An 18,823-nucleotide genomic window follows, 5' to 3' on the forward strand; every position below is an offset into this window, starting at 1 on the left:
ACATTTTACAGAGATGTTAACGGTGTGAAAGTAGCTTTCAGTTAGCCTGTGAGCTAGACAACAATTCCCTATCAGATAATAAGAACTGCAGGAAACTGTTCTCTAAAAATAATCTTTATCTAAAGAATTAAGGTGACCCGCAAGTCACCTTATCATTACTTTCTCAATTACAGTACTAAACGACGAATATCAGATAGTGCGCTGTTTAGGAAAGTAATAAAGCGAGCACCTTCAGCACCATCGATCACGCGGTGATCGTATGATAGAGACAGTGGAAGCTGTAGACGTGGTTGGAACTCTTTACCATTCCAAACTGGCTTAATTTCAGACTTAGATACCCCTAGGATACCTACTTCTGGCGCGTTTACGATTGGAGTAAATGCCGTACCGCCAATGCCACCAAGGCTAGAGATTGTGAAACAACCGCCTTGCATGTCTGCCGCTGTTAGCTTACCAGAACGTGCTTTCTTAGAAACAGCCATTAGCTCTTCAGATAGCTCGTAAATGCCTTTCTTGTTCACGTCTTTGAAAACAGGAACCACTAGACCGTTTGGTGTATCAACTGCGATGCCCACATTTACGTACTTCTTAAGAATGATGCTTTCGCCATCTTCAGAAAGAGAAGAGTTAAACGCTGGGAATGCTTCTAGCGCTTTAGCAACCGCTTTCATGATGAACACAAGTGGCGTGATCTTCATGCCCGTGTCTTTCTTCGCTTCGATTGCGTTCTGTTCTTTACGGAATGCTTCTAGCTCAGTGATGTCTGCGTTGTCCCACTGTGTAACGTGAGGGATCATTACCCAGTTACGGTGCAGGTTAGCGCCAGAGATCTTCTTAATCTTAGAAAGCTTCTGAACTTCAGTTTCGCCAAACTTGCTGAAGTCAACTTTTGGCCATGGTAGTAGACCAAGAGCAGAACCGTCGCCGCCTTTGCCAGATGCCGCGGCACCAGACTCAAGACGCTTAAGTGCATCTTTAACGTAAGACTGAACGTCTTCTTTAAGGATACGGCTCTTACGACCAGTACCTTTAACCTTAGAAAGGTTAACGCCAAATTCACGAGCTAGACGACGAACAACTGGAGAAGCGTGCGCGTAGTCACCGTTATCTTGGAAGTCGCCAGCGGCTGGAGCCGCTGCAGGTGCTTCTGCTTTAGGAGCCGGTGCCGCCGCTGGAGCTGCTGCTTGTGCAGGTGCTGCAACAGGAGCAGGCGCTGCGCCTTCAACGACGAAAGTCATGATTAGAGAGCCCGTTGACACTGTGTCGCCAGCAGCAATCTTGATCTCTTTTACTGTACCAGCGAATGGTGCAGGCACTTCCATTGACGCTTTGTCGCCTTCAACAGTGATTAGAGATTGCTCTTCTTCTACTGTATCGCCAACCGCGACCATGATTTCAGTCACTTCGACTTCGTCACCACCGATATCAGGAACGTTTACTTCTTTTTCAGCGGATGCTGCTGGAGCCGCGGCAACGGGTGCTGCCACAGGAGCAGAAGCTGCTGCCACTGGAGCGCCTGAACCCGCGACTTCAAATACCATCACAAGAGAACCAGTCGATACTGAGTCACCAGAAGCGATCTTGATTTCTTTAACGATACCTGCAAATGGTGCTGGTACTTCCATAGAAGCTTTGTCACCTTCAACAGTAAGAAGAGATTGCTCTTCTTCTACTGCATCGCCAACTTTAACCATGATTTCAGTAACTTCTACTTCATCACCGCCGATATCTGGAACGTGAACTTCTTTCAGTTCGTTCGCAACAGAAGGAGCCGCCGCTGCAGGAGCAGCTGCAACTGGTGCCGCCGCTTCAACTGCTGGTGCTGCTGCACCTTCCGCTTCGAAGATCATAATAAGAGAACCAGTAGAAACAGAATCGCCTTCCGCTACTTTGATTTCTTTAACGATACCCGCTTGAGACGCTGGAACTTCCATAGAAGCTTTATCGCCTTCAACAGTGATCAGAGACTGTTCTTCTTCAACCTTGTCGCCAACGCTTACAAGAATCTCAGTAACTTCAACCTCATCCGCACCGATGTCAGGTACATTAATTTCGATTGCCATTGCTTATTTACCTTCTAGTTTAGCGCTGTATTAAGCGTAAAGTGGATTTGTTTTTTCAGTGTCGATATCGAATTTAGCAATTGCTTCAACAACGACAGATTTCTCGATGTCACCACGTTTAACCAGTTCAGTTAGAGCTGCAACTACGATGTAGCCAGCGTTAACTTCGAAGTGACGACGTAGGTTTGCACGGCTGTCAGAACGGCCGAAACCATCTGTACCAAGTACTTTGTAAGACTCAGTTGGCATGTACGCACGTACTTGCTCAGCGTAGTTCTTCATGTAGTCAGTCACTGCGATCGCAGGTTCGTTACCAAGAACAGTCGTGATGTACGGTACTTTCTCTTCCGCTTCTGGGTGAAGCATGTTGTCACGCTCTACCGCTTGGCCGTCACGAGTTAGTTCGTTGAACGACGTTACAGAGAATACGTCAGATGCTACGCCGTACTCTTCGCTTAGAATTTCAGCCGCTTTACGCGCTTCGTTCATGATAGTACCAGAGCTCATTAGTTGAACTTTGCCCTTAGCACCAGCGTGAGATTCAAGCTTGTAGATACCTTTACGGATGCCTTCTTCAGCGCCTTCTGGCATTGCTGGCATTGCGTAGTTTTCGTTCATTACTGTTAGGTAGTAGTAAACGTTCTCTTGCTCAGGACCGTACATGCGACGGATACCATCTTGCATGATTACTGCTAGCTCGTAAGCGAATGTTGGGTCGTAAGAGATACAGTTCGGGATCGTGTTCGCTTGGATGTGCGAGTGACCATCTTCGTGCTGTAGACCTTCACCGTTCAGTGTTGTACGACCTGCAGTAGCACCGAGTAGGAAGCCACGAGCTTGTTGGTCGCCTGCTAGCCATGCCATGTCACCAATACGTTGGAAACCGAACATTGAGTAGTAGATGTAGAACGGGATCATCGGTAGATCGTTGGTGCTGTATGAAGTTGCAGCAGCAACCCATGAAGCCATAGAACCGAGTTCGTTGATACCTTCTTGAAGTACTTGGCCAGACGTTGCTTCTTTGTAGTAAGAAACGATGCCTTTATCTTCAGGTGTGTATTCTTGACCGTGTGGGTTGTAGATACCAACCTGACGGAAGAGACCTTCCATACCAAATGTACGCGCTTCATCACAGATGATAGGAACAATGTTCTTACCAATGTTCTTATCTTTAAGCAGAATGTTTAGCGTACGTACATAAGCCATAGTGGTCGAGATTTCACGCTTTTGAGCACCCAGTAGAGGAGCGAACTCTTCGAGTTCTGGTATTTTAAACTCTTGTGTGAACTTAGGTAGGCGCTGTGGCGTGTAACCTTTTAGTGCTTTACGGCGAGCGTGCAGGTATTCGTACTCAGCAGAACCTTCTTCCAGTTTTAGGTAAGGAAGTTCAGCCACTTTCTCATCAGAAAGAATATCTTCTAGGCCTAGGCGATCACGCAGGTGTTGAACATGAGTCATGTCCATTTTTTTAACACCGTGTGCAATGTTCTTACCTTCAGCGGCATCACCCATGCCGTAACCTTTAACCGTCTTAGCTAGGATGACCGTTGGCTTGCCGTTTGTCTCTTTTGCATTGTTGAATGCAGCAAACAGTTTAGAAGAATCGTGACCACCACGCTTAAGCGCGAAGATTTCGTCATCAGTCATGTCTGCAACTAGTGCAGCTGTTTCTGGGTACTTACCAAAGAAGTGCTCACGTACGTATGCGCCATCTTTCGATTTGAATGTTTGGTAGTCACCGTCGATCGTTTCGTTCATAAGCTGTAGCAGCTTACCCGTTGTATCTTTAGCTAATAGAGCATCCCAGTTATTGCCCCAGATAACTTTAACAACGTTCCAACCTGCGCCTTTAAATAGACCTTCAAGTTCTTGGATGATGCTGCCGTTACCCATTACAGGGCCGTCTAGACGCTGCAGGTTACAGTTGATTAGGAAACATAGATTGTCTAGCTTCTCACGCGCAGCGAAAGAGATAGCACCACGTGATTCTGGCTCATCCATCTCACCGTCACCTAGGAACGCGTATACGCGTTGCGCTGACGTATCTTTCAGGCCACGGCCGTCAAGGTACTTAAGGAAGCGCGCTTGGTAGATAGCAGAGATAGGGCCAAGACCCATAGATACGGTCGGGAACTGCCAAAACTCAGGCATCAGTTTCGGGTGCGGGTAAGAAGGGATACCTTTGCCATCCACTTCTTGACGGAAGTTATCTAGCTGCTCTTCAGTGAGACGACCTTCAACGAATGCACGCGAGTAGATACCAGGAGAGATGTGACCTTGGTAGTAAACCAGATCGCCACCGTCTGTCTCGTTTGGAGCACGGAAGAAGTGGTTGAAACACACTTCGTAGAACGCAGCTGCTGACTGGTAAGAAGCCATGTGACCACCAAGGTCTAGGTCTTTCTTAGAAGCACGCAATACGATCATGATTGCGTTCCAGCGAATAATCGAACGAATACGACGCTCAAGAGTTACGTCACCAGGGTAAGCTGGCTCTTGTGCTGCTGGAATGGTGTTGATGTAGTTTGTGTTGATGCCTGTAGCCATATCAACACCATCTAAACGCGCTTTATCTAGAACTTGTTCTAGTAAAAACTGTGCACGTTCTACACCTTCTTCACGTACTACTGATTCAAGAGCTTCTAACCAATCTTGAGTTTCCAGAGCATCAACGTCATGCTTCATGTCAGACATGGCGATCTATCCTTTTTGTTAGTTGGATTCTACTAAACATGTAAATAGCCGAAGTATTACGGTTATTTACCCTGTTGAATTCGACGTAAAGAGCGCTCGCGACGCGATTCTTCTTTGGTCAAATCCAGCAATGTTTCTTCGATGTAAGCTAAATGAGAATGTGACATTTCACGCGCATGTTCTGGCTGACCTGAAACAATCGCATCTACAATGTTAGCTCGATGTATACTCACTTTCTCCACAACGTCTTTACGACGATGCAACAGCTTTAAATTCTGCAAAACGTTTTGTTCAAGTAACGGAGCCAAACTGCGTACAATGTGCAATAACACCACATTGTGTGCTGCCTCTGTTAAAGCAATAAGAAAAGCCATCACGGCTGCAGATTCGGCTTCTATATCACCCTTATCTTGCGCGTCGTGAATTTTTTCTTGGCATGCTTGAATTCGAACAAAGTCTTCATCAGTGCCACGTAATGCCGCAAAGTAAGCCGAAATCCCTTCCATCGCATGACGCGATTCCAACAAGTCTAGTTGGGTTTCAGAATGGGATGACAACAAATTAAGCAAAGGATCTGAAAAGCTTTTCCAGATATTTTCACTCACAAATGTTCCCCCACCTTGACGACGGGTAAGCAAGCGTTTGGCTTCCAAACGTTGTATCGCTTCTCGGATTGAAGGACGAGACACATCGAACTGTTTCGCCAGTTCGCGCTCGGGTGGCAATTGCTGCCCAGGAGCCAGTGTTCCTTCCACTATCAACCTTTCTAACTCTTGTTCGATAACATCGGAGAGTTTTGGCTGACGAATCCTTTGATAAGCCATAGTTTGTTGTTCTTCTTTTTTCTTCGCTGACAATTGGTAATACCAATTTTAAGTTGAGCAGAAATTAACATAATTAAAACGCCACTGTCCAGTGCAAAATTGACCTACATCATAGAATGAGGCGCAAATTAACCAAGGGTTAACAAATGAAGTTTAAAACAGCAACCAAAATGGTCTTACCATTTACAGGGGTTATACTTTTGGGCAGGAATCGTGTGAAAAAGTTTCAAGATAAAAATAATTTGTTTCAGAAAGATTAGCAGCACTTGTTTACAAATAGAACCAAGCGCACATTTAAGATGGAGTTTCTGTTCATAAGTTTTAATAAATGACGATTTGATAAGCGCGTCACACTCTCTATTTATAAAGGCTCTTCTCTCCACCACTTTCTTTACATCGCAACAACAAAAATGCACCAGTCATTATGCTAAGCGTTGACTATTCAGCGCCTAACAGCAGTAAGACTCTCTTCAAGGTAGAGACTTAAACCTTGAGATTTTTTTTAAACTTTTGCCAGTCGAACACCAAACCAGGATCGGTTTTACGCAGTGGTGCTATATATTGATGGCCTGTGATACGTTCCGTGGTGATTTGAGGGAAAGTGGATACAATCGTTTCTGTTAATTGGGTAAGCGCTTGATACTGCAGCTCGCTATAAGCCACAAAATCACTGCCTTCCAGCTCAATGCCAATCGAATAATCATTGCACCTTTCACGCCCTGCAAAACTCGATTGGCCGGCGTGCCAAGCACGATCAAGAAATGAGACAAACTGGACGACCTCACCATCACGGCGAATCAAACAATGCGCAGAGACACCCATTTGGTGGATCACCTTAAAAAACGGATGCTCAGTGGGATCAAGTTTCCCCGTAAAAAACTGTTCAATATAAGGTCCACCAAATTGGCTCGGAGGCAAACTAATATTGTGCACCACCAGCAGAGAGATATCGTCGATACTCGGTCTAGCATCAAAATATGGGGAAGGAACATGCCGAGCGTTGTCGTACCATCCATTGGAGCAGATCATCATCTGGGTCTCACTTTCTTTTCTGCTAGCACAATAAGATCTGGCCTTGCCTATAGAGCCGTCGCGCTAGCCTCTTTAATTTGAAGTTAAGCAAGAGTATCATGCCATTCTCACTCCCTTTCAAGATTAGATTTGCGATGAAAAACACACATAACAGCCACCAACGCCTTGACTACTTAAAACAGCAACTGCCTCTCGAGATCACTCGTGCAGTCGCTGAGACCATCAAAGAAGATCTAGGCGGCACGTTAGATCCTGCGGCTGATATTACGGCAAGTCTAATCCCTGCAGGCGCAATCAACAGTGCAACCATCATTACCCGTGAGCACGGCGTATTCTGTGGTAAAGCTTGGGCTGATGAAGTGTTTAAGCAACTGGGTGGTGAAGTCACCATCGAGTGGAACGTTGAAGATGGCGACAAAGTAGAACCAAACCAAACGCTTTGCACACTGACTGGCCCGGCACGCGCGCTATTAACCGGTGAGCGTAACGCAATGAACTTCATTCAAACGCTATCAGGCTGTGCAACGACAACGGCAATCTACGCAGACAAAATCAAACACACAGAATGCCGCCTATTAGACACTCGTAAAACCATCCCCGGACTACGCAGTGCACTGAAATACGCGGTCGCTTGTGGTGGCGGTTTCAATCACCGTATTGGTGTTTTTGATGCTTACCTAATCAAAGAAAACCACATCATCGCTTGTGGTGGTATTGAGAAGGCTATCTCTACTGCAAAAGAGCTAAACCCAGGAAAGCCAGTAGAAGTGGAAACCGAAAGCCTAGCAGAGCTAGAGCAAGCGATCAGCGCTGGCGCAGACATCATCATGCTCGACAACTTCACCACAGACATGATGCGTGAAGCCGTTAGAATCAACGCCGGGCGTGCTGCACTCGAAAACTCAGGTAACGTGACGCTAGACACCATTGCAGAATTTGCTGAAACAGGCGTTGATTACATCTCTGTAGGTGCACTGACTAAGCACCTAAAAGCAATGGATCTTTCGATGAGATTTAAAGCGTAATTAACTGAATAATAGATAATTTTCATGTAAAAGCACGGTTGATGACCGTGCTTTTTTATTGCCTTAATTATCAGTATTACAGCCGTTATTTAAGCTGATCGCATAATTTTGCGCGCTATATGAAACGCTACACTAATAAATACCAAACCACTCGCGACCACACCTGAACACCATTCCACTTCCCTATTTTGACTTCTATTCTTTCTATCAACCAGTGCTTGCGCTGCAACCAACTCAACAATGGAATAGAACAATGAAGAACAAAAAAAGAAAAACCAATCAGAAAGGTTTTACCTTAATTGAATTGATGATCGTGGTGGCGATCATTGGTGTGTTGTCTGCGATTGCAGTGCCAGCATATAAAAACTACGTGACCAAGAGTGAACTCTCTTCAGGTCTAGCGACTATGCGATCTCTAATCACACCAGCTGAACTCATATTTCAAGAAAAAGGGTCAATCTCATCAGCTACTGCTATAACTGACCTAGGGACAGTTTCTTCAGCCAGTTCTTTAGGAACTATCTCAATAGATAAAGAAAACGAAATCAAGTTTACATTTAATGACACAAGTTCAGTAAATGCTGCCACCCTAAAGTTTAGTCGTGGTACTAACGGTTGGACATGCGAAAATAGTAAAGATTCTGATGTTTCATTAGATGGTTGCTAAATGCTCACCAACCTCCCAACCGTTCTCCGTCAGGCTGGTTTACTTAGCCTGACACAAGAACAAGCCGTGGCGGAACATGTACAAGCTTCAGGCATTTCGACACCTGAAGCTTTACTCGTTCTCGATTTTTTCACTGGCGATTCCTTAGCAAACAACATTAAAACCATCTTCGGTTTACCGTTAGTACAACTCGTCAATACCGGCTATGAAAGCTTGTGTGAACAATTAGGGCTTCGTGAACTGATCACTAAATATCGAGCTATCCCGATTTCCGTCTCTAACTCCACTCTGACGCTCGCCTCCGCTGACCCGACCGATTTACTCGCAGAAGATGATTTTCGATTTGCGACTGGGTTACAGATTGAATTGGTTGTCGCTAACTACTCTGAGCTGGAAGGCGCAATACGCAAACTGTATGGCCGTTCTATTTCCGGGCAAGACTCCAAGCGCAAAGAGATCAGCCAAGATGAGCTCGCCAATCTGGTTGAGATCTCTGATGATGAGATCGCTTCTATTGAAGATCTTAGCCAAGACGACTCTCCGGTAAGCCGTTTTATCAATCAGATACTGGTTGATGCGGTACGCAAGGGCGCATCCGATATCCATTTTGAGCCCTACGAAGAACACTATCGCGTGCGGCTGCGTTGCGATGGCATCCTCATAGAGACCCAGCAACCCGCTTCCCATTTAAGTCGCCGTTTATCAGCTCGCTTAAAGATTCTTGCTAAGCTGGATATTGCCGAACGCCGATTGCCTCAAGATGGTCGTATAAAGTTACGTTTAAACGACGACCTGGCGATTGATATGCGCGTGTCCACACTACCAACACTCTGGGGAGAAAAGATCGTACTGCGTCTTCTAGACAGCAGCGCGGCCAATCTCGATATCGATAAACTCGGTTACAGCGAAGATCAAAAAGCACTCTATCTCAGCGCCTTAAAACGACCACAAGGGATGATTTTAATGACCGGCCCAACCGGCAGCGGGAAAACCGTCTCCCTTTATACTGGCCTTCGAGTCCTCAACACCACGGAACGCAACATTTCAACAGCCGAAGATCCGGTCGAGATTAACCTATACGGCATCAATCAGGTTCAAGTGACGCCTAAAATCGGCTTTGGATTTGCTGAGGCACTGCGATCGTTTTTACGACAAGATCCCGATGTGGTGATGGTTGGTGAGATACGTGATTTAGAAACCGCAGAGATCGCGATCAAAGCCTCACAAACGGGACACTTAGTCCTTTCGACACTGCACACCAACTCCGCAGCAGAAACCGTCACTCGGCTCGCTCATATGGGAATAGAACCTTTTAATCTTGCTTCATCACTGAGCTTGATTATCGCGCAGAGATTAGCAAGACGATTATGCCGCCATTGCAAAGTAACGGACGACTCCCCAGACATATTTTTACGCCACTCGATTCCTGACAACCAAACCATCTACAAAGCCAACCTTCAAGGGTGTAATGAGTGTAATCAAGGTTATTCCGGTCGAGTGGGTATCTACGAAGTGATGTTGTTTAGTGACCAGCTCAAAAGTAGCCTGATCGAAAAACCGGACGCGTTAACCATTGAACATTTGGCTCGCCGAGAAGGCATGAGAACGCTGCAAGAGTCCGGTCTGGATAAATTGCTTGAGGGCACCACCAGCTATCAAGAGCTACAACGTGTTCTGTACCTATAATTCACGGAGTAAGAATGAGTCGTAAAAGCAAACAATCAAAACTCAAAAACTACTATTGGAAGGGCATTAACAGCTCAGGCAAAAAGGTTTCTGGGCAAACTTTAGCACTCACCGAATTAGAAGTCCGAGACAAGCTCAAAGATCAGCATATCCAAATAAAGAAAATTAAAAACAAAAACATTTCAGCACTGACTCGTTTAACACATCGAGTCAAAACCAAAGACATCACAATCTTGACTCGCCAACTGGCGACCATGTTGGCGACTGGTGTGCCCATCGTGCAAGCCATTAAACTGGTTTCAGACAATCACCGCAAAGCTGAAATGAAATCGATTTTATCGCGCATCTGTAAGGGCGTTGAAGCGGGAACCCCGATTTCAAAAGCAATGCGAACCGCAAGCTGTCATTTTGATGATCTGTATACCGATTTAGTTGCGACAGGGGAACTCTCCGGCAATCTAGCACAAGTATTTGAACGTTTAGCGACCTATCGTGAAAAAAGTGAACAACTAAAATATAAGGTTATCAAGGCGCTCATCTATCCCGCAATGGTTGTTGCGGTTGCCCTGATCGTTTCCTATTTAATGCTCACCATGGTCATCCCTGAATTTGAATCGATGTTTTCTGGCTTTGGCGCCGACCTACCCTGGTTCACTCAACAAGTACTCTATCTTTCCGACTGGATGCAGGCTTATAGCCTCTATACCGCGGTGGGGATTGGGATAATCATTTTGTTTATCCATCAACTATGTCAACGTTCCCATTCCATGAAATTGTCTTTAAGCCGCCTCGGGTTGCGCTTCCCTATTCTCGGTGGAGTTTTAGCCAAAGCTTCTATCGCAAAATTCAGCCGGACGTTATCAACCAGCTTCAGCTCAGGGATTCCTATTCTAATGAGCCTCAAAACCACAGCCAAAACAGCAGGCAACCTGCATTATGAATCGGCCATCATTGAGGTTCACCGTGAGACCGCAGCAGGCATGCCGATGTACATTGCCATGCGCAATACCAATGCCTTCCCAGAAATGGTTTTACAAATGGTGATGATAGGCGAAGAGTCGGGTAACCTCGATGATATGCTCAATAAAGTGGCTTCTATTTACGAGTTTGAAGTCGACAACACCGTGGAAAATTTAGGCAAGATTTTAGAGCCACTGATCATCGTATTTTTAGGTACCGTGGTGGGGGGGCTTGTGGTCGCGATGTACTTACCGATCTTTAATCTTATGAGTGTGTTAGGATAGCTAAAAGCAACTAAACACCCATGAGCAGCCTACCTCTGCTCACTCTGATTAAGTGGTAAAGGACACTATGGAAGTATTTCACTACTATCCTTGGCTATTCCCCGTATTAGCTTTCATTTTTAGCCTGCTTATCGGCAGCTTTCTCAACGTCGTCATACACCGTTTACCGATTATGATGGAACGAGAATGGCAACAAGAGTGCTCGGAGTATTTCTCTCAATATAAAATTCCAGCACCAGAGGGGAAGTTTAATCTCAGTATTCCTCGCTCTGCCTGCCCGAAATGCAAAACCCAATTAAGAATCGTCGACAACATTCCAGTCTTAAGTTGGTTGTTCTTAAAGGGTAAGTGCCACAGCTGTGCGAATCCAATCAGTGCTCGCTATCCTCTCGTCGAACTGCTTACGGCCATCCTTTGCACCGTTGTCGCTAGCCACTTTGGTTTCAGTTACTACACTATTGCTTTGATATTTTTCACCTTCGCATTGATCAGTGCGACTTTCATCGATCTCGATACCATGCTATTACCGGATCAAATCACCTTACCTCTAATTTGGTCTGGTATCGCTCTAGCTCTGTTTGATGTCAGTCCCATATCACTTCAAGACTCTGTCGTTGGTGCAATGGCCGGCTACCTAGCCCTATGGTCTGTGTATTGGCTGTTCAAACTACTCACAGGCAAAGAAGGCATGGGTTACGGTGACTTCAAACTCTTGGCCGCGCTTGGTGCATGGCTTGGTTGGCAATATCTACCCATGATCATTCTCTTGTCATCGCTTGTCGGACTTATTTTTGGGTTGATCCAACTTCGCTTAAAACAGCAAGGTATCGATAAAGCTTTCCCGTTTGGCCCCTATCTGGCGATCGCCGGTTGGGTAAGTCTATTGTGGGGTAATGACATTATGGGTTGGTATTTCACTTCGGTACTAGGACTTTAAGTATGGCAATCATTATCGGATTAAGCGGTGGCATCGCCAGCGGTAAAACCACCGTCGCTAACCTCTTCAATCAACACTTTAATATTGATATTGTCGATGCTGATATTGTGGCGCGTGAAGTAGTCGCACTAGGCAGCGAGGGTCTCAAACAGATTGTCGCTCACTTTGGTGAAGAGATATTGCTTGAAGATAGGACGCTAAACCGCTCTAAACTGCGTGAAGTGATCTTCTCTGAACCCAACGAGAAGCAGTGGCTCAATGATCTTCTTCATCCGATGATCCGCGACAAAATTAACAGTGACCTGTCTAAAGTGACTTCGCCTTATGCTTTATTAGTCGCACCGCTATTGGTTGAAAATCAAATGCAAGGCATGGCCGATCGCGTTTTGATCGTGGATGTGCCCACAGAAGTGCAAATAGAACGAACCATGAGTCGCGACAATGTTTCTAGAGAACAGGTGATTGCCATTTTAAAATCGCAGGCTTCAAGAGAGCAACGCTTGGCCGTTGCAAATGACGTGATTGAAAACCATACTAAAAACCATGAACTTTTGCCTCAAATCACAGATTTACACCAAAAGTATGTGGCATTAAGTACCATAGATAGGTCAGAATAGATGTATATTGAAGAAAGGTTTGCTTGATGATCTCCCATAAGTTTGAACATCCTCTAAATGAAAAAACACGAATCTACTTAAGAGTTGAATCGCTCTTGAGGCAACTTCACCTATCTTCTACATTTTCCGATGCTCAACAGTATCAACTCTTTTTCCGCTCTATTTTTGATCTGGTTGAAATTTTTGAACAGATTCAACTCAAAAGCGAACTCGCAAAAGATATTGAGAAACAACGTCTAACCTACAAAAGCTGGTTAAACGTTGAAGGCGTTGATCAAGAGATGCTAACGTCATTGCTTAATGATGTGGGTAACATATATCGCAATCTCATGCAGGCAGAGCGTTTTGGGCAATCACTCAAAGAAGATCGTTTCCTGAGTGCCATTCGTCAACGTTTTAATCTACCTGGTGGCTCATGTTGTTTTGATCTACCCGCATTACATTATTGGCTGCATCTGCCCCTCGAGAAAAAAATGAGAGATGCTAAAACATGGATGGATAGCCTGCAGCCTTTGTATGAAGCACTCACGCTTTGGCTAAAGCTAACCAGAGAAACTGGCCACCTTAAAGGGCAAATTGCTCGAGTAGGATTTTTCCAGAGCGATGCTGACGAAGCAAATATCCTTCGCCTGTCCATCCCTATGCACTATGGCGCTTATCCCATGATTTCGGGGCATAAAAACCGTTTTGCCATCAAGTTCATCAGCTTTGAAACAGGGCAAGCCTGCACTCAAGATATCGAATTTGAGTTGGCTATCTGCACCTAATGAATGCCCTTTTATCGCTTGCTTGAGTCGTCACTCAAGCCTAAATTCACTGTTATTCCACCTTCAAGTTAAGAATCACTATGTCGAAGAAAATCACCATCGTTAAATGCCCTCAATGTAAGACTGATGTTGAGTGGGGTGAGCAAAGCCCATATCGCCCATTTTGTAGCAAGCAGTGTCAAATGATTGATTTCGGCGAATGGGCAGACGAAGAAAACAGCATCGCAGGCGCACCTGATATGTCAGATAGCGATGGTTGGTCAGAAGATCCGTACTAGGCCGAGTCGCGAGTAAATTTTGAAGGGTTGGCGTTTAACGTCGACCCTTTTTTATTGCCTATAATACTGCACTAATGGAGATTCCCTACTCCTTCCTTCGTCAGTCTAGGGAATGACGGTTAAATATGAGTTTCGCTTTGGTCCGTCATCCTCAAGAGCGAGGGACGAGCGAGTTGGGGATCTCTTACCTGCGAAACTCTAAATAGCAGACACAAAAAAGCGGAGCCTAATGGCTCCGCTTTTATCGATAGAATGCAAAAAGAATTACTTTTTAGTAAGTTTCTCTTTAATACGAGCTGACTTACCAGAACGCTCACGTAGGTAGTACAACTTGGCACGACGTACTGCACCACGGCGTTTAACTTCGATGCTATCAACCATTGGAGAGTGAGTTTGGAACGCACGCTCTACGCCTTCACCGTTCGAGATCTTACGAACTGTGAATGCAGAGTGTAGACCACGGTTACGAATAGCGATTACAACGCCTTCGAAAGCCTGTAGACGCTCACGGTCACCTTCTTTTACCTTAACCTGAACTACAACAGTGTCACCTGGTGCGAATTTAGGAAGGTCTGATTTTAGTTGCTCTTCTTCAAGAGCCTTGATGATGTTGCTCATTTGTATAAATTCCTAGAATAAACTGATACTAAATTTAATAGGTTACTGCTTGCTTTTCGTTAAGAGCGTTGCTCTTTAATGAATTCAGCCAGTAATTGTTCCTGTTCGTCAGTCAGAGCTAGGTTTTCCAGGAGCTCTGGTCTTCTTAGCCAAGTTCGGCCCAACGATTGTTTTAATCGCCAGCGACGAATGTCCTTATGGTTTCCAGACTTGAGTACCGATGGCACATCTTTATCGTCTAGCACCTCAGGGCGCGTATAATGGGGGCAATCGAGCAAACCATTGGCAAAAGAATCTTCTTCTGCTGAAGCGAAATCTCCAAGTACACCCGGAACAAACCGAGAGACTGAATCAATCAACGTCATGGCTGGCAGTTCGCCACCCGTCATCACAAAATCTCCAATCGACCATTCTTCATCGACTTCAGATTGAATAATGCGCTCATCTACCCCTTCATAGCGACCACAAATAAGAAGCAAGTTCTCGTTTGTTGCCAACTCTTCAACACCTTTCTGGTCGAGTTTACGACCTTGAGGTGAAAGATAGATAACTTTCGTCTTTCCCGGTGCTGCTTGCTTGGCTGTTTGGATAGCATCGCGCAAAGGCTGAACCATCATTAACATGCCAGGACCACCACCGTAAGGTCTATCATCAACAGTGCGATGTTTATCATGAGTGAAATCGCGAGGATTCCATGTCTCAATAGATAAAAGACCTTTTTTAACCGCTTGACCTGTTACTCCAAAATCAGTAACAGAACGGAACATTTCAGGAAATAGGCTAATAATGCCAACCCACATGTGTTCTCTCGCTCTGTAATTAGGAGTTAGAATCCAGGATCCCAGTCAACTTCGATCCGGCGAGCTTCGCGATCAACTTTCTTGATCACTTGCTCTTCAAGGTACGGTACTAACCGTTCCTTTTGGCCAAAAGCATCTTTAAGATTTGCTTTTATTACTAGAACATCGTTCGAGCCAGTTTCTAATAGGTCAGTGACCTCACCAAGGTCGTAACCTTTAGTGGTAAAAACTTGCATACCGAACAATTCACGCCAGTAGAATTCATCTTCTGACAATTCAGGTAACGAAGCAGGGTCAATAGCAATTTCAAAGTTAGTCATCAGTTGCGCGTCTTCACGAACATCTAATCCCGCTAGCTTACATACATAGCCTTGACCATGACGTTTCCAGCTCTCAACTTTATACTCAACCCACTCGCCCTTGATCTTTATATACCAAGGACTGTAATCAAATATGCTTTCAGCATTGTCTGTGTAGGAGAACACTTTAAGCCAGCCACGAATACCATAGGTAGACCCAAGTTTACCCATGACAATTCTTTCGTTTTGCTTGCTCATAGTTTCTTTACCCTTCATCGACATAAGCTATTTCTCTTAAAAAAGAATTAAGCAGCTTTTTGAGCGTCTTTAACTAGCTTAGCTACGCGGTCAGATAGAGATGCGCCTTGACCAACCCAGTGGTTAACGCGATCTAGGTCTAGACGTAGACCTTCTTCTTGACCTTGAGCAGTAGGGTTAAAGAAACCTACTTTCTCGATGAAACGGCCAGTTGCAGAGTTACGGCTATCCGCAACTACGATTTGATAAAATGGGCGCTTCTTTGCACCGTGACGTGCCAAACGAATGGTTACCATGTCGTCCTCTTTGCTTTCTTAATAAAATAATTAACCCCAAGTATAAGTAAATAGCTTGGGGTCTCGTGCCAAATTAAAGCCCCGGAATTTTACTCTTATTCCGGGGCAATGCAAGGGCTTTAGCCATTTTTTCACCAACATAGTCATCGCACACTTTCTGTGATGCGGCTAACACTATGAAAAGTAACGTAGCTAAAGCTTACATTTGTAGGTTATCGACCAAACGGGTTAAAACCACCACCCATTCCGCCCATACCTCCACCGCCGCCCATCATGCCTTGCATGTTGCGCATCATGCCTTTCATTCCACCCTTCTGCATTTTCTTCATCATCTTCTGCATTTGAGTGAACTGTTTCAGCATACGGTTTACATCTTGTACTTGAGTGCCTGAACCTGCCGCAATACGCTTCTTGCGTGAACCTTTGATTAGTTCTGGGCGCAGGCGCTCTTTCATGGTCATAGAGTTGATGATCGCTTCCATCTGCTTGAACATCTTGTCATCAACTTTATCTTTTACGTTGTTAGGTAGCTGAGACATACCAGGAAGCTTATCCATCATGCCCATCATGCCGCCCATATTTTGCATCTGACCAAGCTGTTCACGGAAGTCTTCAAGATCAAAGCCTTTCTTCTCTTTGAACTTCTTCGCCAGTTTCTCTGCTTTTTCGGTATCAACGTTTTTCTGTAGGTCTTCAATAAGAGACAGTACGTCGCCCATACCTAGGATACGAGAAGCAACACGATCCGGGTGGAACGGTTCTAGTGCGTCCGTCTTTTCACCCACACCTAAGAACTTAATCGGTTTGCCTGTGATGTGGCGAACAGACAGAGCGGCACCACCACGCGCATCACCATCCACTTTCGTTAAGATAACACCCGTGAGTGGTAACGTATCACCAAAGGCTTTTGCTGTATTCGCAGCATCTTGACCAGTCATGGCATCAACAACGAACAGAGTTTCTACCGGCTTGATTGCGGTATGAAGCTCTTTGATCTCGCCCATCATCCCTTCATCGATAGCCAGACGACCCGCAGTATCGACAATAAGTACGTCGTAGAATTTCTTCTTCGCGTGGTCGATGGCAGCGTTGGCAATATCAAGAGGCTTTTGATCCGCTGAAGATGGGAAGAAATCGACCCCCACATCGCTGGCTAATGTTTCTAGCTGTTTGATCGCCGCAGGACGGTAAACGTCGGCAGACACAACCAACACTTTTTTCTTGTCACGCTCAGTCAGGAGCTTAGATAGCTTACCGACCGATGTGGTTTTACCTGCACCTTGTAGACCAGCCATTAAGATGACGGCAGGCGGTTGCGCCGCTAAGTTAAGAGCCTCATTAGACTCCCCCATCACCGCTTCAAGTTCAGCTTGAACGATCTTAATGAATTCTTGACCTGGCGTTAGAGATTTAGAAACCTCAACCCCCACAGCACCTTCTTTTACGCGCTTAACAAAATCACGGACAACTGGCAGTGCAACGTCGGCTTCAAGTAGCGCCATACGTACTTCACGCAGTGTCTCTTTTATGTTGTCTTCGGTCAGGCGACCTTTACCGCTGATGTTCTTCAGCGTTTTGGATAGACGATCCGTTAGATTATCAAACATAGTTTTCTCTTCGCTCAATCCTGCGATTATTAAGTTAAGTATACATTAGCGCGGATTAGAGTCATACCCGTTGTCGAGCGTTAATCATCCGTGCTTGTGATGTCAGACATTATTCACTTGGAATTGAATGAGGTTCGCCATAGCCCCAAAGAGCGATGCGAGGTATAATTCACATATTAGTAATCATTAAAATGGATACCATGGACAGTCTTATTGCGATCGCAGCAGCCTTTCTTTATGCAATGGCGATCTCCACGATCATTCCAGGTCTTGTGCACCAAACAAGGATCCGTGTCAAAACGGTGTTTATCAGCGCATTACTTGCTTTAGCTTTCCATGCTTGGTTGCTTGGCGATTTAATCTTTAATGCCAACGGTCAAAACCTCAGTATCTTGAACGTTGCTTCATTGATCAGTTTAATCGTCTCTCTGGTGATGAGTAGTGCGATGCTCAAAACCCGACTGTGGTTCATCTTACCCGTCGTGTATAGTTTCGCTGCGCTCAATTTGATGGCCGCGGCTTTTCTTCCAAGTACCTTCATCAAGCATTTAGAAAACGACCCAAAACTCCTCGTGCACATTTCTTTGGCGTTATTTTCATACGCGACACTGAGTATCGGTGCGCTATATGCCTTGCAGCTCGCGTGGCTCGACCACAAACTTAAAAAGAAAAAAGCGCTGGTAATCAACCCGAACCTCCCTCCCTTAATGATGGTTGAAAGACAACTTTTCAAGATCATTCTGATCGGTAATGGTTTATTAACTGGCACCTTACTGACCGGTCTTATCTTCGTACAAGATATGTTTGCTCAAGGGAAAGCGCACAAAGCCGTGTTGTCTTTTATCGCTTGGATTATCTACTCCATTCTTCTATGGGGTCACTACCAAAAAGGTTGGCGGGGACAGAAGGTCACTTGGTTTGCACTTGCCGGTGCTAGTATGCTTACATTGGCCTATTTCGGTAGCCGCTTCGTTCAGGAAATCATTCTGAATTAATCTGTAAAATGAAGGCAGGGTTTCACACACCTTGCCTTTAATATATTGAGTGTGAGACATTCAATTGACATCTCGACCATGTTCGGTCATAAATTAATCAAGATACACTCATAGGA

The 18,823-nt window shown here is 45.2% G+C and carries 18 protein-coding genes; 9 read left to right on the forward strand and 9 right to left on the reverse strand.

Annotation, left to right across the window (positions count from 1 at the left end):
* Positions 1-167: 167 nt before the first annotated feature.
* From aceF to ampD, 4 genes are all read right to left on the reverse strand, one after another.
* The gene (gene aceF / locus L4B77_RS02065; RefSeq protein WP_261838059.1) at positions 168-2,063 is read right to left on the reverse strand and encodes a pyruvate dehydrogenase complex dihydrolipoyllysine-residue acetyltransferase; all 1,896 of its coding nucleotides are present in this window, start codon (positions 2,061-2,063) and stop codon (positions 168-170) included.
* A gap of 30 nt (positions 2,064-2,093) precedes the next feature.
* Positions 2,094-4,757 carry a pyruvate dehydrogenase (acetyl-transferring), homodimeric type gene (aceE, locus tag L4B77_RS02070; RefSeq protein WP_429748249.1) on the reverse strand — a complete coding sequence of 888 codons (2,664 nt, stop codon included), beginning with the start codon at positions 4,755-4,757 and terminating at the stop codon, positions 2,094-2,096.
* Between the two features lie 62 nt (positions 4,758-4,819).
* Positions 4,820-5,581 (reverse strand): pyruvate dehydrogenase complex transcriptional repressor PdhR, encoded by a 762-nt coding sequence (pdhR, locus tag L4B77_RS02075; RefSeq protein ID WP_429748262.1) that lies wholly within the window; start codon positions 5,579-5,581, stop codon positions 4,820-4,822.
* A gap of 483 nt (positions 5,582-6,064) precedes the next feature.
* On the reverse strand, positions 6,065-6,664 hold the full coding sequence (ampD, locus tag L4B77_RS02080; RefSeq protein WP_429748263.1) for a 1,6-anhydro-N-acetylmuramyl-L-alanine amidase AmpD: 600 nt from the start codon (positions 6,662-6,664) through the stop codon (positions 6,065-6,067).
* Between the two features lie 83 nt (positions 6,665-6,747).
* On the opposite strand from ampD, the gene nadC reads away from it, so the two are divergent.
* The 8 genes from nadC to yacG all read left to right on the forward strand — a co-directional run bounded on the left by nadC (position 6,748) and on the right by yacG (position 13,834).
* Positions 6,748-7,638: a carboxylating nicotinate-nucleotide diphosphorylase gene (gene nadC / locus L4B77_RS02085; protein WP_261838061.1), complete on the forward strand. Its 891-nt coding sequence runs from the start codon at positions 6,748-6,750 to the stop codon at positions 7,636-7,638.
* A 253-nt stretch (positions 7,639-7,891) separates the two neighbouring features.
* Positions 7,892-8,305, forward strand: a complete 414-nt coding sequence (locus L4B77_RS02090; RefSeq protein WP_429748250.1) for a pilin — start codon at positions 7,892-7,894, stop codon at positions 8,303-8,305.
* Positions 8,306-9,991: a type IV-A pilus assembly ATPase PilB gene (gene pilB / locus L4B77_RS02095; protein ID WP_429748251.1), complete on the forward strand. Its 1,686-nt coding sequence runs from the start codon at positions 8,306-8,308 to the stop codon at positions 9,989-9,991.
* A 14-nt stretch (positions 9,992-10,005) separates the two neighbouring features.
* A complete protein-coding gene (locus tag L4B77_RS02100) occupies positions 10,006-11,235 on the forward strand; it encodes a type II secretion system F family protein (protein ID WP_429748252.1) in 1,230 nt (409 codons plus the stop codon).
* Positions 11,236-11,302: 67 nt separating this feature from the next.
* Positions 11,303-12,172 carry a prepilin peptidase gene (locus L4B77_RS02105; protein WP_261838065.1) on the forward strand — a complete coding sequence of 290 codons (870 nt, stop codon included), beginning with the start codon at positions 11,303-11,305 and terminating at the stop codon, positions 12,170-12,172.
* A 2-nt stretch (positions 12,173-12,174) separates the two neighbouring features.
* A complete protein-coding gene (coaE, locus tag L4B77_RS02110) occupies positions 12,175-12,789 on the forward strand; it encodes a dephospho-CoA kinase (RefSeq protein ID WP_261838066.1) in 615 nt (204 codons plus the stop codon).
* Positions 12,790-12,815: 26 nt separating this feature from the next.
* Positions 12,816-13,556: a cell division protein ZapD gene (gene zapD / locus L4B77_RS02115; RefSeq protein ID WP_261838067.1), complete on the forward strand. Its 741-nt coding sequence runs from the start codon at positions 12,816-12,818 to the stop codon at positions 13,554-13,556.
* Positions 13,557-13,636: 80 nt separating this feature from the next.
* Complete coding sequence (yacG, locus tag L4B77_RS02120) at positions 13,637-13,834, forward strand: DNA gyrase inhibitor YacG (protein ID WP_261838068.1); 198 nt, start codon at positions 13,637-13,639, stop codon at positions 13,832-13,834.
* Positions 13,835-14,098: 264 nt separating this feature from the next.
* Here the strand turns inward: yacG and rplS are convergent, their stop codons facing one another.
* The 5 genes from rplS to ffh form a co-directional block, all read right to left on the reverse strand.
* Positions 14,099-14,452 (reverse strand): 50S ribosomal protein L19, encoded by a 354-nt coding sequence (rplS, locus tag L4B77_RS02125; RefSeq protein WP_004735514.1) that lies wholly within the window; start codon positions 14,450-14,452, stop codon positions 14,099-14,101.
* A gap of 59 nt (positions 14,453-14,511) precedes the next feature.
* Complete coding sequence (gene trmD / locus L4B77_RS02130) at positions 14,512-15,252, reverse strand: tRNA (guanosine(37)-N1)-methyltransferase TrmD (protein ID WP_004735512.1); 741 nt, start codon at positions 15,250-15,252, stop codon at positions 14,512-14,514.
* Between the two features lie 26 nt (positions 15,253-15,278).
* Complete coding sequence (gene rimM, locus L4B77_RS02135) at positions 15,279-15,833, reverse strand: ribosome maturation factor RimM (RefSeq protein ID WP_261838069.1); 555 nt, start codon at positions 15,831-15,833, stop codon at positions 15,279-15,281.
* Positions 15,834-15,856: 23 nt separating this feature from the next.
* The gene (gene rpsP / locus L4B77_RS02140; RefSeq protein ID WP_021705764.1) at positions 15,857-16,105 is read right to left on the reverse strand and encodes a 30S ribosomal protein S16; all 249 of its coding nucleotides are present in this window, start codon (positions 16,103-16,105) and stop codon (positions 15,857-15,859) included.
* A gap of 212 nt (positions 16,106-16,317) precedes the next feature.
* Positions 16,318-17,712 carry a signal recognition particle protein gene (gene ffh, locus L4B77_RS02145; protein WP_261838070.1) on the reverse strand — a complete coding sequence of 465 codons (1,395 nt, stop codon included), beginning with the start codon at positions 17,710-17,712 and terminating at the stop codon, positions 16,318-16,320.
* A 200-nt stretch (positions 17,713-17,912) separates the two neighbouring features.
* On the opposite strand from ffh, the gene L4B77_RS02150 reads away from it, so the two are divergent.
* Positions 17,913-18,707, forward strand: a complete 795-nt coding sequence (locus tag L4B77_RS02150) for a cytochrome C assembly family protein (RefSeq protein WP_429748253.1) — start codon at positions 17,913-17,915, stop codon at positions 18,705-18,707.
* Positions 18,708-18,823: the final 116 nt, after the last annotated feature.

The sequence above is a fragment of the Vibrio minamisatsumaniensis genome, assembly GCF_050337445.1.
In the GTDB taxonomy this organism is placed as follows: Bacteria; Pseudomonadota; Gammaproteobacteria; order Enterobacterales; family Vibrionaceae; genus Vibrio; species Vibrio artabrorum.

Excerpts from the sequence above, each read along its gene's own strand:
- aceF (WP_261838059.1), bottom strand. The coding sequence starts at position 2,063 with ATGGCAATCGAAATTAATGTACCTGACATCGGTGCGGATGAGGTTGAA.
- aceE (WP_429748249.1), bottom strand. The coding sequence starts at position 4,757 with ATGTCTGACATGAAGCATGACGTTGATGCTCTGGAAACTCAAGATTGG.
- pdhR (WP_429748262.1), bottom strand. The coding sequence starts at position 5,581 with ATGGCTTATCAAAGGATTCGTCAGCCAAAACTCTCCGATGTTATCGAA.
- nadC (WP_261838061.1), top strand. The coding sequence starts at position 6,748 with ATGAAAAACACACATAACAGCCACCAACGCCTTGACTACTTAAAACAG.
- L4B77_RS02090 (WP_429748250.1), top strand. The coding sequence starts at position 7,892 with ATGAAGAACAAAAAAAGAAAAACCAATCAGAAAGGTTTTACCTTAATT.
- pilB (WP_429748251.1), top strand. The coding sequence starts at position 8,306 with ATGCTCACCAACCTCCCAACCGTTCTCCGTCAGGCTGGTTTACTTAGC.
- L4B77_RS02100 (WP_429748252.1), top strand. The coding sequence starts at position 10,006 with ATGAGTCGTAAAAGCAAACAATCAAAACTCAAAAACTACTATTGGAAG.
- L4B77_RS02105 (WP_261838065.1), top strand. The coding sequence starts at position 11,303 with ATGGAAGTATTTCACTACTATCCTTGGCTATTCCCCGTATTAGCTTTC.
- coaE (WP_261838066.1), top strand. The coding sequence starts at position 12,175 with ATGGCAATCATTATCGGATTAAGCGGTGGCATCGCCAGCGGTAAAACC.
- zapD (WP_261838067.1), top strand. The coding sequence starts at position 12,816 with ATGATCTCCCATAAGTTTGAACATCCTCTAAATGAAAAAACACGAATC.
- yacG (WP_261838068.1), top strand. The coding sequence starts at position 13,637 with ATGTCGAAGAAAATCACCATCGTTAAATGCCCTCAATGTAAGACTGAT.
- rplS (WP_004735514.1), bottom strand. The coding sequence starts at position 14,452 with ATGAGCAACATCATCAAGGCTCTTGAAGAAGAGCAACTAAAATCAGAC.
- trmD (WP_004735512.1), bottom strand. The coding sequence starts at position 15,252 with ATGTGGGTTGGCATTATTAGCCTATTTCCTGAAATGTTCCGTTCTGTT.
- rimM (WP_261838069.1), bottom strand. The coding sequence starts at position 15,833 with ATGTCGATGAAGGGTAAAGAAACTATGAGCAAGCAAAACGAAAGAATT.
- rpsP (WP_021705764.1), bottom strand. The coding sequence starts at position 16,105 with ATGGTAACCATTCGTTTGGCACGTCACGGTGCAAAGAAGCGCCCATTT.
- ffh (WP_261838070.1), bottom strand. The coding sequence starts at position 17,712 with ATGTTTGATAATCTAACGGATCGTCTATCCAAAACGCTGAAGAACATC.
- L4B77_RS02150 (WP_429748253.1), top strand. The coding sequence starts at position 17,913 with ATGGACAGTCTTATTGCGATCGCAGCAGCCTTTCTTTATGCAATGGCG.